Annotated in this window: 17 protein-coding genes; 13 read left to right on the top strand and 4 right to left on the bottom strand. The window is 59.4% G+C overall.

From position 1 onward, the window contains the following. The first annotated feature begins 240 nt into the window (after positions 1-240). The 11 genes from VF672_RS03185 to VF672_RS03135 all read left to right on the top strand — a co-directional run bounded on the left by VF672_RS03185 (position 241) and on the right by VF672_RS03135 (position 8,855). Positions 241-1,215 (top strand): KpsF/GutQ family sugar-phosphate isomerase, encoded by a 975-nt coding sequence (locus VF672_RS03185; RefSeq protein WP_331101382.1) that lies wholly within the window; start codon positions 241-243, stop codon positions 1,213-1,215. Beyond that, positions 1,216-1,749: an HAD family hydrolase gene (locus VF672_RS03180; protein WP_331101380.1), complete on the top strand. Its 534-nt coding sequence runs from the start codon at positions 1,216-1,218 to the stop codon at positions 1,747-1,749. Between the two features lie 10 nt (positions 1,750-1,759). Further along, entirely contained in the window at positions 1,760-2,332 is a 573-nt protein-coding gene (gene lptC, locus VF672_RS03175) for an LPS export ABC transporter periplasmic protein LptC (protein WP_331101378.1), read from the top strand. Next, a complete protein-coding gene (gene lptA / locus VF672_RS03170) occupies positions 2,319-2,861 on the top strand; it encodes a lipopolysaccharide transport periplasmic protein LptA (protein ID WP_331101374.1) in 543 nt (180 codons plus the stop codon). Before lptC ends, lptA begins: the two co-directional genes overlap by 14 nt. Beyond that, entirely contained in the window at positions 2,861-3,586 is a 726-nt protein-coding gene (gene lptB, locus VF672_RS03165) for an LPS export ABC transporter ATP-binding protein (RefSeq protein ID WP_074884367.1), read from the top strand. The genes lptA and lptB overlap by 1 nt, the downstream gene beginning before the upstream one ends. Before the next feature lie 188 nt (positions 3,587-3,774). Next, positions 3,775-5,268, top strand: a complete 1,494-nt coding sequence (locus tag VF672_RS03160) for an RNA polymerase factor sigma-54 (RefSeq protein WP_331101370.1) — start codon at positions 3,775-3,777, stop codon at positions 5,266-5,268. Positions 5,269-5,344: 76 nt separating this feature from the next. After that, on the top strand, positions 5,345-5,653 hold the full coding sequence (hpf, locus tag VF672_RS03155) for a ribosome hibernation-promoting factor, HPF/YfiA family (RefSeq protein ID WP_037014798.1): 309 nt from the start codon (positions 5,345-5,347) through the stop codon (positions 5,651-5,653). 12 nt (positions 5,654-5,665) lie between these two features. Further along, a complete protein-coding gene (ptsN, locus tag VF672_RS03150; protein ID WP_331101363.1) occupies positions 5,666-6,130 on the top strand; it encodes a PTS IIA-like nitrogen regulatory protein PtsN in 465 nt (154 codons plus the stop codon). Between the two features lie 2 nt (positions 6,131-6,132). Then, positions 6,133-6,990: an RNase adapter RapZ gene (rapZ, locus tag VF672_RS03145; protein WP_331101361.1), complete on the top strand. Its 858-nt coding sequence runs from the start codon at positions 6,133-6,135 to the stop codon at positions 6,988-6,990. A gap of 16 nt (positions 6,991-7,006) precedes the next feature. Beyond that, on the top strand, positions 7,007-7,279 hold the full coding sequence (locus VF672_RS03140) for an HPr family phosphocarrier protein (protein ID WP_331101359.1): 273 nt from the start codon (positions 7,007-7,009) through the stop codon (positions 7,277-7,279). A gap of 103 nt (positions 7,280-7,382) precedes the next feature. Beyond that, complete coding sequence (locus VF672_RS03135; RefSeq protein ID WP_331101357.1) at positions 7,383-8,855, top strand: sensor domain-containing diguanylate cyclase; 1,473 nt, start codon at positions 7,383-7,385, stop codon at positions 8,853-8,855. A 43-nt stretch (positions 8,856-8,898) separates the two neighbouring features. On the opposite strand, the gene VF672_RS03130 is transcribed toward VF672_RS03135, so the two are convergent. Then, positions 8,899-9,372, bottom strand: coding sequence for a PA2169 family four-helix-bundle protein (locus tag VF672_RS03130; protein ID WP_331101355.1), 474 nt, complete (start codon positions 9,370-9,372; stop codon positions 8,899-8,901). A 231-nt stretch (positions 9,373-9,603) separates the two neighbouring features. Here VF672_RS03130 and VF672_RS03125 point away from each other — a divergent pair, with 231 nt between their 5' ends. Further along, a complete protein-coding gene (locus VF672_RS03125; RefSeq protein WP_331101353.1) occupies positions 9,604-9,867 on the top strand; it encodes a DUF3820 family protein in 264 nt (87 codons plus the stop codon). Between the two features lie 28 nt (positions 9,868-9,895). After that, positions 9,896-11,101, top strand: coding sequence for an aminotransferase class V-fold PLP-dependent enzyme (locus VF672_RS03120; protein WP_331101351.1), 1,206 nt, complete (start codon positions 9,896-9,898; stop codon positions 11,099-11,101). 334 nt (positions 11,102-11,435) lie between these two features. On the opposite strand, the gene VF672_RS03115 is transcribed toward VF672_RS03120, so the two are convergent. From VF672_RS03115 to zwf, 3 genes are read right to left on the bottom strand one after another with little or no spacing between them, the layout of a single operon-like run. Then, complete coding sequence (locus VF672_RS03115; protein ID WP_331101349.1) at positions 11,436-12,110, bottom strand: bifunctional 4-hydroxy-2-oxoglutarate aldolase/2-dehydro-3-deoxy-phosphogluconate aldolase; 675 nt, start codon at positions 12,108-12,110, stop codon at positions 11,436-11,438. Between the two features lie 17 nt (positions 12,111-12,127). Beyond that, positions 12,128-12,847 carry a 6-phosphogluconolactonase gene (gene pgl, locus VF672_RS03110; protein ID WP_331101347.1) on the bottom strand — a complete coding sequence of 240 codons (720 nt, stop codon included), beginning with the start codon at positions 12,845-12,847 and terminating at the stop codon, positions 12,128-12,130. Further along, the gene (gene zwf / locus VF672_RS03105; RefSeq protein WP_331101345.1) at positions 12,834-14,303 is read right to left on the bottom strand and encodes a glucose-6-phosphate dehydrogenase; all 1,470 of its coding nucleotides are present in this window, start codon (positions 14,301-14,303) and stop codon (positions 12,834-12,836) included. Before zwf ends, pgl begins: the two co-directional genes overlap by 14 nt. Between the last annotated feature and the right edge of the window lie 163 nt (positions 14,304-14,466).

Genomic DNA, 14,466 nt, shown 5'->3' with positions numbered 1-14,466 from the left:
GGGCCGAACAAGCGGCGGACTATACCACCGCTGTCGTACACCGCCCAAGCTTCAACGTGTCAAGTCGCAAACAAAGCCGGGTTTAAGGAGGGTGTGGATTTTTCGTAACCCTCGACCGCCTTTATCAGGGAGTTGCTGAAGGACCTTTCCGTTCATTAAACAAACAGCAACGATGAAGCGTGAGGCTTTTGAACATTGCCGCTATAATCCCCGGCTTTTCACCAAGCGACCCCTTCCGACATGTCCACTGCCCGCAATCTGATTGAATCGGCACAGAGCACCATCCGCCTTGAAATAGAAGCCGTGGAAGGTTTGCTCGCGCATATCAATGCCGATTTCGTCAGCGCCTGCGACATGATCCTGGGCAGTCAGGGCCGGGTCGTCGTGGTCGGCATGGGCAAGTCGGGACACATCGGCAAGAAGATCGCCGCGACCCTGGCGAGCACCGGCACCCCGTCGTTTTTCGTGCACCCGGCCGAGGCCAGCCACGGCGACATGGGCATGATCACCAGCGCCGACATCATTCTGGCGTTGTCCAATTCCGGTACCACCGCCGAGATCGTCACGCTGCTTCCGCTGATCAAGCGTTTGGGCATCAAGATGATCAGCCTTACCGGCAACCCCGAATCAACGCTGGCCAAAGCCGCCGACGTGAATCTGAATGCACGCGTCGAGAAAGAAGCCTGTCCGTTGAATCTGGCGCCTACCTCCTCCACCACCGCGGCGCTGGTGATGGGCGACGCCCTGGCGGTTGCGCTGCTGGATGCCAGAGGCTTCACCGCCGAGGATTTCGCGTTTTCCCACCCGGGCGGTGCGCTGGGTCGCCGGCTGCTGTTGAAGGTCGAGCATGTCATGCACACTGGCGCCAACCTGCCGCAAGTGGCACGCGGCACCCCGCTTCGCGATTCGCTGATGGAGATGACGCGCAAGGGGCTGGGCATGACGGCCATCCTCGAAAGCGACGGCCGCCTTGCCGGCATCTTTACGGACGGTGACCTGCGTCGCACGCTGGACCGCGCGATCGACATCCGCCAGGCGACCATCGATGAAGTCATGACCGTGCACGGCAAGACCGTGCGCCCGGAAATGCTCGCGGCCGAAGCGTTGAAAATCATGGAAGACAACAAAATCGGCGCACTCATCGTGGTCGACGAGAACGATCGCCCGGTTGGCGCGTTCAACCTTCAAGACCTGCTCCGCGCAGGCGTCATGTAAATGAGCGCCGATATGAATGACCTGATGCAACGTGGCAAGAACATCAAACTGGCGATCTTCGACGTCGATGGCGTACTGACCGATGGACGCCTGTATTTCCTCGAAGACGGCAGCGAGTTCAAGACGTTTAATACGCTCGACGGCCAGGGCATCAAGATGCTCATCAACTCGGGCGTCACCACCGCGATCATCAGCGGGCGCAAGACCCCCGTGGTTGAGCGGCGCGCCAGGAACCTCGGCATTGCGCACCTTTATCAGGGCCGCGAGGACAAACTCGTGGTGCTGGACGAGCTATTGCAGCAACTGAATCTAAGCTACGACCAAGTCGCGTATTTGGGTGACGACCTCCCCGATCTGCCGGTCATCCGCCGGGTCGGCCTGGGCATGGCCGTGGCCAATGCCGCCAGCTTCGTTCGCGAGCACGCGCATGGCATTACTCAAGCACGGGGTGGCGAAGGCGCTGCCCGCGAATTCTGCGAGCTGATCCTGAGCGCTCAGGGCAACCTCGAAGCGGCACATGCCGCCTACCTATAGAAGTGCAATTATGCTGAGCAAAAAGTTTCGTACGTTTCTGCTGTTCGGTGTGCTGGCGCTGCTGCTGGCCGCCGTCGGTTACTGGAACGTCAGCCCGGAAAGCTTCCTGGATCAACCCAAGGCTGCGGTAGACGAGAGCGCCGTGGATTATTACGCGACCAACGCTCACACCCTTCAATACCTGCCCGACGGGACCCTGCAATACGACATGACCGCGGACAGGGTCGAGCACTTGAAAGCCACCGACGTCACCCTGATGACCACGCCGGTGCTGGAGATGTACCGAGGCTCGACATTCCCCTGGCACGTGCAGAGCGTTCGCGCCGAAGTGTCGCCAGGGGGCGATCACGTCGAGTTGATCGACTCGGTGCGCATCAACCGCACCGACGAAAAGGACCGCACCACCATCATCACCAGCAGCCGCATGACTGTATTCCCGCAGAAGCAATATGCGGAGACAGCCCAACCCGTTAGAATCGACGGTCTTGGCGGTGTGACGACCGGCACGGGCATGAAAGCGTATCTGAAAGAAAGCAGGATGAACCTGCTATCCAACGTAAGAGGACAGTATGAGGCTCGTTAAAACCCTTCCTTTTTTGCTCGGCCTGGGCGCAGCACTGGGAAGCGCGAGCGCCTGGTCTCTGCCGACGGATCGCGATCAACCCATCCACATCCAGTCCGATGACGCGCAGCTGGACGACAAGCAAGGTATCGCCACTTATAGAGGTAATGTCATCATTACCCAGGGCACGATGAAGATCACCGGCAACACCGTGACCATCACCCGCACACCGCAAGGTGACGTGGACGTCTTCACGTCGGTGGGCAACCTCGCCTACTACGAACAGAAGCCATCGGTGGACAAGCCGATCGTTCAGGCCTGGGGCGTCACGATCCAGTACTTCGCGGCCCAAAACCGCATCGTGCTGATCGACAAGGCCAAAGTGGTCAACGACGGCAACACGTCCGAAGGCGAGAAAATCGTCTATGACACCGTCAAGCAGGTTGTGAACGCCGGTCGTGCCAATGGCACCAAAGTCACCGCCCCGCGCCCACGCATCGACATGGTCATCCAGCCGAAAAAGAAAACCGACCAGCAGAAGGCCCAGTAATGGCAACGCTGAAAGCCCAACACCTGGCCAAGGCCTATAAAAGCCGTCAGGTCGTCCGTGACGTCAGCCTGTCCATCGAGAGCGGCCAGATCGTCGGCCTGCTCGGCCCCAACGGTGCGGGCAAGACCACGTGCTTTTACATGATCGTCGGCCTGGTTCAGGCCGACCAGGGTCGCGTATTGATCGACGATCAGGACGTGAGCCACCAACCGATGCACGGCCGCGCGCGCGCCGGCATTGGCTACCTGCCGCAGGAAGCATCGATCTTCCGCAAGCTGTCGGTGTCGGACAACATCATGGCGATCCTGGAGACCCGCAAGGAGCTCGACCGCGCGGCGCGCCGCAAGGAACTGGAAAGCCTGCTGCAGGAATTCCACATCACCCATATTCGCGACAACCTGGGCATGAGCCTGTCGGGCGGTGAGCGTCGTCGTGTGGAAATCGCACGTGCGCTGGCTACCTCACCGAAGTTCATCCTGCTCGACGAACCCTTCGCCGGTGTCGACCCTATTTCCGTAGGCGACATCAAGCAGATCATTCACCACCTCAAAGCCAAGGGGATCGGCGTTTTGATCACAGACCACAACGTGCGTGAGACGCTGGATATCTGCGAAACAGCTTACATCGTCAACGATGGGCAGCTGATTGCCGAGGGCGACGCCGAATCCATCCTGGCCAACCAGCTGGTCAAAGAAGTCTATCTGGGTCACGAGTTCCGCCTGTAATTGCCGTGACGACAAGAGGTCGTCCGGGCTCACGCCACGTGCGCCATCGCCGACCTCGTTTTTTAATTGTCATCACACTCTAGGCAAACCCTCCGGCTTCAGGCATATAATTTGCTTAAGTTGGCGCCCCGGCGCTCTGGTAGTAAATGGCGCTGAGTGCGCCGGCGAATAAGGTGTTAAGCCCTGCCATGAAACCTTCGCTAGTCTTGAGAATGGGCCAGCAGCTGACGATGACACCGCAGCTGCAACAGGCAATCCGCTTGCTCCAACTGTCTACGCTGGACCTCCAACAGGAGATTCAGGAGGCGCTGGAGTCAAACCCCATGCTGGAACGGCAGGAGGAAGGCGACGATTTCGATAACGCCGACCCGCTGGCCGATAACGTAGAGCAAAAGCCCAACGCTGATGTTCAGGAACCCACGTACCAGGAGTCGGCGCCTACTGTCGACAATCTGGAAGAGGGCGACTGGAACGAACGCATTCCCAACGAGCTGCCCGTCGACACCGCATGGGAAGACGTCTATCAGACCAGCGCGAGCAGCCTGCCCAGCAATGACGATGACGAGTGGGATTTCACCACTCGCACATCCGTCGGCGAGAGCCTGCAAAGCCACTTGCTGTGGCAGCTGAACCTGGCGCCGATGTCGGACACCGATCGCCTGATCGCCGTGACCCTGATCGACTGCATCAACAATCAGGGCTATCTCGACGAAACGCTGGAAGAACTGCTCGACGCCTTTGATCCCGAGCTCGACATCGAGCTGGACGAAATCGAAGCCGTTCTGCACCGCATCCAGCAATTCGAGCCTGCCGGTATTGGCGCCCGCAACCTCAGCGAATGCCTGATGTTGCAGCTTCGTCAGTTGCCGGTTAAAACCCGGTGGCTGGCGGAAGCGCAGAAGCTGGTCAGCGACTATATCGATCTGCTGGGCAGCCGCGACTATGCGCAACTGATGCGCCGCATGAAGCTCAAGGAAGACGACCTGCGCCAGGTCATCGAGCTGGTCCAGAGCCTGAACCCACGCCCCGGCTCGCAGATTGAATCGAGCGAACCCGAATACGTCGTACCTGACGTCATCGTGCGCAAGGACAACGAGCGATGGCTGGTAGAGCTTAACCAGGAATCCGTGCCGCGCCTGCGGGTTAATCCGCAGTACGCAGGCTTTGTGCGTCGCGCCGATACCAGTGCCGACAACACCTTCATGCGAAATCAACTGCAAGAGGCGCGCTGGTTCATCAAGAGCCTGCAGAGCCGCAACGAAACGCTGATGAAGGTGGCCACGCAAATCGTCGAGCATCAGCGAGGCTTCCTCGAGTACGGAGATGAAGCGATGAAGCCGCTGGTTCTGCATGACATCGCTGAAGCGGTCGGCATGCATGAATCAACGATTTCCCGCGTGACCACGCAAAAGTTCATGCACACCCCGCGCGGGATCTACGAACTCAAATATTTCTTTTCCAGCCACGTCAGCACCTCGGAAGGCGGCGAATGCTCGTCCACGGCGATTCGCGCGATCATCAAAAAACTGGTCGCCGCGGAAAATCAGAAAAAGCCGTTGAGTGACAGCAAGATCGCTGGTTTACTGGAAGCACAAGGCATTCAAGTGGCCCGTCGCACAGTCGCCAAGTACCGCGAATCCCTTGGGATCTCGCCGTCCAGTGAACGTAAGCGACTGATGTAAAGGTCACACGTCAAAGCGTTCCGGTGGCAGGTATTACGCCTGCCTCTTAATGCACTGGCAAGGAAGGAGAAGCTGTATGCAAGTCAACATCAGTGGACACCAGCTGGAAGTGACTGAACCTCTGCGTACTTACATCGGCGAGAAACTCGCCCGATTGGAACGCCACTTTGACAAGATCACGAATGTGCAGGTCACCATGGAGGTCGAGAAGCTCAAGCAGAAGATCGAAGCCACCTTGCACGTTCCTGGCGCTGAAGTGGTTGCCAACGCCGAACACGACGATATGTACGCAGCCATTGACCTGCTTGCCGACAAGCTTGACCGCCAACTCAAAAAACATAAGGAAAAACAGCAAAGTCTGCTGCAAGGCGCGACTGCTCGCTGACACTCCCCTCCCATGATCCGACTTGAAAATATCCTGACCCCTGGCCGTTCACACGTGAACGTGCCAGGCGACAGTAAAATCGCCGTTCTCCGCCAGATCGCCAAATTGATCGCGAGCGAATTACCTGCTCTTGACGAACAGGTGGTGTTCGACAGCCTTTATGCCCGTGAAAAACTGGGCTCCACCGGATTCGGTAATGGCATCGCCATTCCTCACTGTCGCCTGAAGGGCTGCACCACGCCGGTCAGTGCCGTCCTGCACCTGGAAAAACCCATAGATTTCGACGCCATCGACGGCGCACCGGTAGACCTGCTGTTCGTACTGCTGGTCCCGGAAGCCGCTACCGATGCTCACCTGGAATTGCTGCGCCAGATCGCCAGCATGCTCGACCAGGCCGACGTGCGCAGCCGGTTGCGCGGCGCCAAAACCAGTCAAGACCTCTACGACGTCGTGCTCGTCGCCCAGAACGGTCACTGACCATGCGCATGATCATCGTCAGCGGCCGCTCCGGCTCCGGCAAGAGCACGGCCCTCGATGTCCTTGAAGACAGCGGTTTTTACTGTGTCGACAACTTGCCGGCCGGCCTGCTGCCGGAGCTCGCCGAGCGCGCGCTGATCAATACCGAGCTGGCAGAACCCCTTCTCGCGGTGTCCATTGACGCGCGCAACCTGCCAAGCCACCTGACCCGCTTTCCGCGGATGCTGGCCGAAGTACGGGCCCGGCACATCCAGTGCGACGTGCTGTTTCTCGACGCCGATGAATCAACCCTGCTCAAGCGCTTTTCCGAAACGCGCCGTCGCCACCCACTGAGCACGGCAACGCGCTCGCTGGCCGAGGCGATTCGTGACGAGAAGACCCTGCTTGGGCCGATCATCGACCTGGCGGACATGACCGTCGACACCACGCACCTGAATCTCTATCAGCTGCGCGACATCCTTAAACTGCGCCTGCTGAACAAGCCCGAACCGGGTACGGCCTTCCTCATCGAATCCTTTGGCTTCAAGCGTGGCATGCCCGTCGACGCTGATCTGGTATTCGATGTCCGTTGTTTGCCCAATCCCTACTGGAAGCCCGAGCTGCGCGAGCAGTCGGGCCTCGACAAGCCGGTCGCCGATTACCTCGCGGCCCAACCGGATGTCGAAGAAATGTTCCAGGACATCTTTTCGTACCTCAATAAATGGTTGCCGCGCTTTGCCGCCAGCAACCGCGCCTACGTCACTATTGCCATTGGCTGCACCGGCGGACACCACCGCTCCGTTTACCTGACCGAACGCTTGGGTCAGGTGTTGCAGCAATCGCTCAAGAATGTTCAGGTTCGCCACCGCGACCTAAGCTGAAAGGACCTCCATCGCGATGCCCGCTCTACAAATCACCATCATCAACAAGCTGGGCCTGCATGCCCGGGCCGCCGCCAAATTCGTGGGTGTCGCCGGCAAGTATCCGTGTCAGATCAGGGTAGGCCGGACACCGGAAACCATGGTTGACGGCAAGAGCATCATGGCCGTCATGATGCTCGCTGCCGGCAAGGGGACCGAGATCCATCTGTCCACTGAGGGTGACGAAGCAGAGGCTGCACTGAACGGCCTGCAAGAGCTGATCAACAACAAGTTTGACGAAGGCGAATAAGCGTTACCGCGGCGCAACGCCTCCCCTCCCCCGTCAGAGATGATCGATGCCACTGACCGCCATGCCTCCGTTTTCGCGAGGGATCAGATCAGGGTCCGAGAAGATGCTGATGCTGGGCAGCGCTTTGGCGGTGGCCGCGATACTGGCCATCGTCACCTGGTTGCTGTTTCGGGAGCTGGCCACCGCGAACGAAGCCGCCGTGCGGTCGGCGAACAATGTCGTGCAACTGATCGACGCGGACGTGCAGCGTAATGCCGAGCTGTACGACACCTCTCTTCAGGGCCTGATCGCCGCGTGGCGACGACCCGACATCATGACCATCTCGCCGGAATTGCGGCAACTGGTGCTCTTCGACCGCGCTACAGCCGCGCCGTACAAGGGCGACCTGGTGCTGCTCGATGAAACCGGGCGCATCCTCGCCGACTCCACTTCGTCGACACCGCGCCCGGACAACTTTTCCGATCGTCCGGGCTTCCAGAAGCAACGAGAGAGCGATTCACTCGCGCTGCAGGTTGATGGACCGTATTTGTCGCGCTGGGGCTTCAAGGACCTGTGCATCAGCTTCAGTCGCCGCCTTCCCTCCGACAACGGCCAGTTCGTCGGCATCGCCAGTGCATCGATGCGATTGTCGTACTTCGACCAGCTGTTTCGTACGCTGGACATCGGCCCCACCAGCACCGTCAACCTGCTCAGCGCCGAAGGCGTGCTCCTAGCCCGCCAACCCGGCGACAACAACCGGACTTTTGTTGGCCAGAACTTCAGCATGCGCCCCAACTTCAAACGTATCCTGAGTGAGGTCAATGGCAGCTTCGCAGCGGTGTCCGAGCTCGACGGCGCCAACCGGCTCTACACGTTCTCACGCGTTGGCGACCTGCCGTTAATCGTCGTTGTGGCTCAGTCGCGGGACGACGTCTACGCCGTGTGGAAACGCAACGCGATGCTGGTGGCAGGGGCTACGGGTTTGCTGTGCATCGGCATCCTCTGGCTTTCATGGCTCTTGGGCCGCCAATTGCAACTGCGCCAGCATGCCGAACGCGAGCTGGCAGGGCTGGCGGCCACGGACGGGCTTACCGGCCTGGCCAATCGGCGCAGCCTTGATCAGGCACTCAAGCAGGAATGGGCACGCGGGATGCGTTCGGGACAGCCTTTGGCGTTGCTGATGATTGATGTGGACCACTTCAAGGCCTTTAACGATCGGCATGGGCATCACGGCGGCGACGTCGCACTGCGCAGTGTCGCCCAGGCGCTGGCCGCCAGCATTCGCAGACCGGGCGATCTGGCCGCGCGTTACGGCGGCGAGGAGTTCATGGTGGTGCTCCCTGAAACCAACAAAACCGGGGCCTGCGTTCTCGCCGAAAAGCTGCGTCTGGCCATTGAAGCCCTCCCGCCGTTCGGTGACGACACACTGCCCATCACCGTCAGCATCGGCGTCGCCACGCACTTACCGATTTCCCACGATGTACCCGAGCCGCTTTTTCACGCCGCTGACCGCGCCCTGTACCGAGCCAAGAAAAACGGCCGCAATCGCGTGGAGGTGGAGCCTTACCTCACGCCCTCCGCCGAACGGCAGGCATAAAAAAACGCCAGACTAGCTGGCGTCTTTGTCGAGCGGCTACAAATTACTTGTTGGCAGCACGGACGGTGTCACGCAGGGCTTTGACCTTGTCGTGGTTCGCCTGTACGCCTTGCAGCTGGCGCTGGATCAGGCTGGTGACGCTGACAGGCAAGTTCTTCTCGGTAGCTTTCTGCGAGGCTTCTTTGTAAGCCTTCAGAGCGTGATCTTCACCGGTTTCAACTTCGTTGAGGACGGCTTCGTCGCTCTTGCCGGTCAAGGCTGCTTTCAGCTCGACCCACAGACGGTGCGCGCCACCCGCAACGGTAGAGGAATCTGCCGGGTCGCCGCCCAGGGTGCGAACTTCGGCCTGAAGCTCAGCAACAGCGGTTTTGCACTCGGACGAACGGGAAAGGAGGTAAGCCTTGATTTCCGGGTTCTTGATGTCTTCAGCAGCAGTGTGAAAACCTTTCTCACCGTCAATGCTGGTCTCGATCAAGTCATTCAGGACAGAGATGGCTTCTTTGTTGATATCCGACATTTTGCGGTTCCTTTCTGGCAGGTTTATCAAAGAGTGGTTAACGAAACGCTCTATAAAGAGAATGTTGCACTGTGCGTGCCAGTTTTTTTCGGTTGGATATTTTCTTGTTTTTCAACGAGTTAACGATATCAAGCGACAGTGGCGCCGCGCTTTCTGCATGATCTGTGTGTTTGAGCAATTGCAGAATGCACGTATCGTCCAAGTTCACTCGAACGGATAAGCGGTTGTTGGATGAATCCAGAGAAACTCAAGTTATTGGTTACCCGAGACATGCCTTACGGCAAATACAAAGGCCGACTGCTCGCGGACCTGCCAGGGGACTACCTGAACTGGTTTGCCCGTCAGGGTTTTCCGGCCGGGGAGCTCGGCAGTCTGTTGGCGTTGATGCACGAGATCGATCACAACGGCCTCTCGGCACTGCTCGATCCGCTGCGCACGCGCCCTCGCGAGCCTCTGCGTCCAGAACGGTCAAAGGCCCCTGTACGTTTCGACTGAACATTTATTGACTGGAGCGAGCCGCTTGATGAACAGCACTGCGTACGCAACAACGGAACTGGCGGATGAACAGGCTCGGGACGAGACGTTCTGGCAGCAGGTGGCGGCGCAGTACGAGGTAGAGCCCGGACCGGTCAATTTCGAGTACGGCTATTTTGGGCGCATGACCCGCGCGGCACTGAAGGACTACGAACAGAACCTTGCCTACGTTAATCGCAGCAACTCGGTGTACGTGCGGCAGAAGTTCGACACCGAGGACAGCGAGACCATCCGCGCCGACCTTGCCGACCTGTTGAACGTGCCGGCGCGCGAAGTGGCCCTGACCCGCTCCGCGTCCGAGTCGGTGCAGGCGTTGATTCGCAACTACAACGGCCTGGTTCCCGGCGACCAGGTGCTGATTAGCGATCTGGATTACAACAGCGTGCAAACCGGCATGCGCTGGCTGGCGAAGCATCGCGGCGTGGAAGTCATCGAAATCACTCATCAGCACCCGGCAAGCCACGATGCGCTGCTGCAGACTTACCGCGAAGCCTTTGCCGCCCACCCGCGACTCAAGCTGCTGGCGCTGACCTACGTCACTCATCGCACGGGCCTGGTCATGCCGGTGAAGGCGATCGCCGAGCTGGCCAGAGAGCACGGTATCGAGGTCATTCTCGACGGTGCCCATGCGTTGGGCCTGCTGGATTTTCAGCTCGCAGACCTCGGCGTTTCGTTTGCAGGCTTTAACCTGCAGAAATGGATTGGCGCACCGCTGAGCCTGGGTTTCATCTACGTGAAGCACGAGCGCCTGAGCGCCATCGACCCCGACATGGCAGACGAACGCTACGGCATGGACGATATCCTCGGGCGTGTGCCTTACGGGACGCCCAACATTCCGGCCCTGATGACCCTGCCCAAAGTGTTTGCCGACCACCGCGCCGTGGGGGGCGCACGGGCCAAAGGCGCGCGCTTGGCCTACTTGCGAGACTTGTGGGTCACGCAGGCACGTGCCATCGAAGGGATCGAGGTGCTGACGCCGGACGACCCACGCCTGTATTGCGGAATCACGTCATTTCGGTTCAGCCGTCACGCCGATCAGGAACTCATGGTGAAGCGTCTGCTGGATGAGCACGGCATTTTCGCGGTGACACGGGAAGGTTCGGCCTGCGGGACGTGCATTCGCATCACGCCGGGGTTCACCACGTCGGCAAAGGATGTTGACCAGTTGGTAGCAGCGCTTCGCGCGCTGGCCTAGCGCTGGCCGCCTGACCGGGCGTGCATGAATGGAAGCCTTCGATAAAGCGGCAGAAAAAAAGACGGCGCCTTGATGAGCAAGGCGCCGTAAATCCAGTCGAGAAACGAACTACAAAGGAGCGGCAAAGATATGCGTTTCTGCCATTCCCTGTGCGGTACATATGTATCGCGTATCAGCGACGAAAAAAAACGGCGTTCCCGACCAAGGAACACCGCTAAATAGCCATGCAACAACGACTTCTGCAGCGCGCCCGCGAAGGCGCCATAAACGGATCATGTCCAACAGTTAACCAGCCTCCTCTTGAACGGAGGCTGTCGAAGGTCAAGCTTGGCCGTCAGTCGAACAACGCCATGGCTTCAGCGGTGGCGTCGGTAATCCGCTGCCAGTCGCCGTTTTTCACCCACGCGTTATCGATCATCCAGGTGCCGCCGACGCACATCACATTGGGCAGCGCCATGTAGCTTTTCAGGTTGGCCGCACTGACGCCGCCGGTTGGGCAGAAACGCACCTCCGGGAATGGTCCGCCCAGCGCCTTGATCGCGCCCACACCGCCACTGATTTCCGCCGGGAACAGCTTGAAGCGGCGATAACCCAGGGCGTAACCGATCATGATTTCCGAAGCGCTGCTGATGCCCGGCAGCAAGGGCAATTCGCTCAGCGCGCCGGTTTCCAGCAGATCCTGCGTGCTGCCCGGGGTGACGATGAACTGCGAACCGGCCTCTTCGGCCGCCTTGAGCATGTGGCGGTCGAGAATGGTACCGGCGCCGACGCTCAGCTCCGGACGTGCATCACGCAGCATGCGAATCGCCTTGAGCCCGAACTCGGAGCGCAGGGTGATTTCCAGCGCGTTCAAGCCCCCGGCGGCCAGGGCATCCGCCAGCGGCAGGACATCCTGTTCGCGGGCAATGGTGATGACCGGGAGAATCTTCGCTTTCGCGCAGAGTGCGTCGATCTGGGCAATCTTGCTCGCCATGCTGTTCAACGGCTGTTTCACGTGGGTATTTTCCATGGCGGCTGATCCTTTGCTTATGGGCACCAGTAAATCTCTAGAGACGGGTTGAGGAACGCACGCACCGGCATTTTGGCAAGGTCATCGCCGGCCAGGGCAGCGCGCAGTGTGTCGAGTTTGGCCTGGCCGGAAACGGACAGGATTTTGGTCGTTGCCGACGCCAGCACCGGACGCGTCATGGTCAGGCGCTGATGCGGGACAGTCGGTGCGAGCATGGGCAGGCAACGACGCCCACTGTCCAGGCTCAGCGCCTCGGCCAGATGCGGGCTGTCAGGGAATAGCGACGCGGTGTGGCCGTCATCGCCCATGCCCAGTATCAGCACATCAATCTTCGGCAGCCCCTTGAGCGCTTCGTCGGTGGCCGCGGCGGCTTCATCCACCGTAGTGGTCGGGCGATACAGGCTGAAAAAGCTCGCCTCGGCGGCAGGCCCTTGCAAGAGGAAGCGCTGGAGCAGCCCGGCATTGCTGTCGGCGTGTTCGGTCGGTACCCAGCGCTCGTCAGCCAGACTCACCCAGACTTTCGACCACTCGAGCGGCTTCTGCGCCAGCGCCTTGAAGAACGTCACAGGGCTTTTGCCGCCCGAGACCACCAGCGTGGCCGTGCCATGGGGGTTGCTGGAAATCGCAGCGCTCAGACGCTCAGCCACGTACTCAGCCAGCGCGTTCGCCAGCACTTCAGGGTTATCGAATTCGTGGGCCTTCAGACCCGCCGGAAATTCAAGATCACATATCGCCATACCAGGACCTCCCGTCACGCGTAATCAAAGCAATGGAGCTCATTGGGCCCCAAGAACCTGCGGGGTAAGGCTTGGGCGCATCGCCTGCCTTTTTCCAGCCTGAAATCAGCTGGTCGCACCATTGCCATGCGTATTCGATTTCATCTTTGCGGACAAACAGGTTTTGATTGCCACGCATGACCTCCAGCAGCAACCGCTCGTAGGCGTCCGGAACACGGGCGCTGCGGTAGGCATCAGAGAAGCTCAGCTGCAAGGGATTGCTGCGCAGCTGCATGCCCTTGTCCAGCCCCTGATCTTTGGTCATCACTTGCAGCGAAATGCCTTCATCAGGCTGCAGGCGGATGATCAGGCGATTGCTGATCTGCAACCGCTGCTCAGGCGCGAAAATGTAGTGCGGCGGCTCTTTGAAGTGGATCACGATCTGCGACAGCTTCTGCGGCATGCGCTTGCCAGTTCGCAGGTAGAACGGCACGCCCGACCAGCGCCAGTTGCGGATGTCGGCACGAATGGCGACAAACGTTTCGGTGTCGCTCTGGGTGTTGGAGTTTTCTTCTTCCAGGTAGCCCGGCACTGGTTTGCCGTCGCTGTAGCCGGCGATGTATTGACCGCGTACCACTTGGGTGGCCAGGCGCTCCGGGGTAAACGGCGCCAGGGCCTTGAGGACTTTCACCTTCTCGTCGCGGATGCTGTCGGCGGACAGATCGCTGGGCGGGTCCATCGCAATCAGGCACAGCAGCTGCAACAGGTGGTTCTGAATCATGTCGCGCAGTTGACCGGCCTGGTCGAAATAGCCCCAACGCCCCTCGATGCCGACCTTCTCCGCCACGGTGATCTCCACGTGGGAGATGTGATTCTGGTTCCACTGGGTCTCGAACAGGCTGTTGGCAAAGCGCAGGGCAATAAGGTTTTGCACCGTGTCCTTGCCCAGGTAATGGTCGATCCGGTAAACGCGGTTTTCGGGCAGGAACTCGGCAACGGCATCGTTGACGCGACGCGACGATGCGAGGTCGTGCCCGATAGGTTTTTCCAGCACGGCGCGGGTGCGATCGGTAAGGCCAACCAGCGCCAGGTTCTCGCAAATGGCGCCGTAGACCGACGCCGGGGTGGCGAAGTAGGCAATCATGGTCGGCGCGTCGCCCACGGCTTCAGCGAGCGCGACATAGTCCTCGCCCTTGAGGAAGTCTACGTGCAGGTAACTCAGGCGGGCCTGAAAACGCTCCACGTGTTCGGTCTCAAGCTGCGCCTCGGGGACGAAGCGACGCAGGCTTTTGTCAATGTAGGCCAGGTGCTCTTCAGGAGTGCCGGGCTCACGGGCCAACGCAATAATTCGGGTCTCGGCATGCAGCAGTCCAGCTCGATCAAGCTGGTACAACGCAGGAAACAGTTTGCGTACCGCCAGGTCACCCAAGGCGCCAAACAACGCAAAAGTGCACGGTTCAACCGTAATCGAGAGCATAATGTTGGTTCTTTTATCAAGTTAGGCTACAAATACCTTTTTTAAAGGCGTTACTCAAGGCCAAATGTAGTAATAACCACAACATTCCGTCTAAAACCATATTCCAGTGGTGATCAACACAGGCCCTCAGTACGATAGGCCACCTTTGCTACAGGCTAAAGGG

Origin of the sequence: Pseudomonas sp., from assembly GCF_036387035.1 — a bacterium.
Lineage (GTDB): Bacteria > Pseudomonadota > Gammaproteobacteria > Pseudomonadales > Pseudomonadaceae > Aquipseudomonas.
The sequence above is the reverse complement of the archived record's forward strand: the minus strand, read 5'-3'. Positions and strand labels throughout refer to the sequence as shown.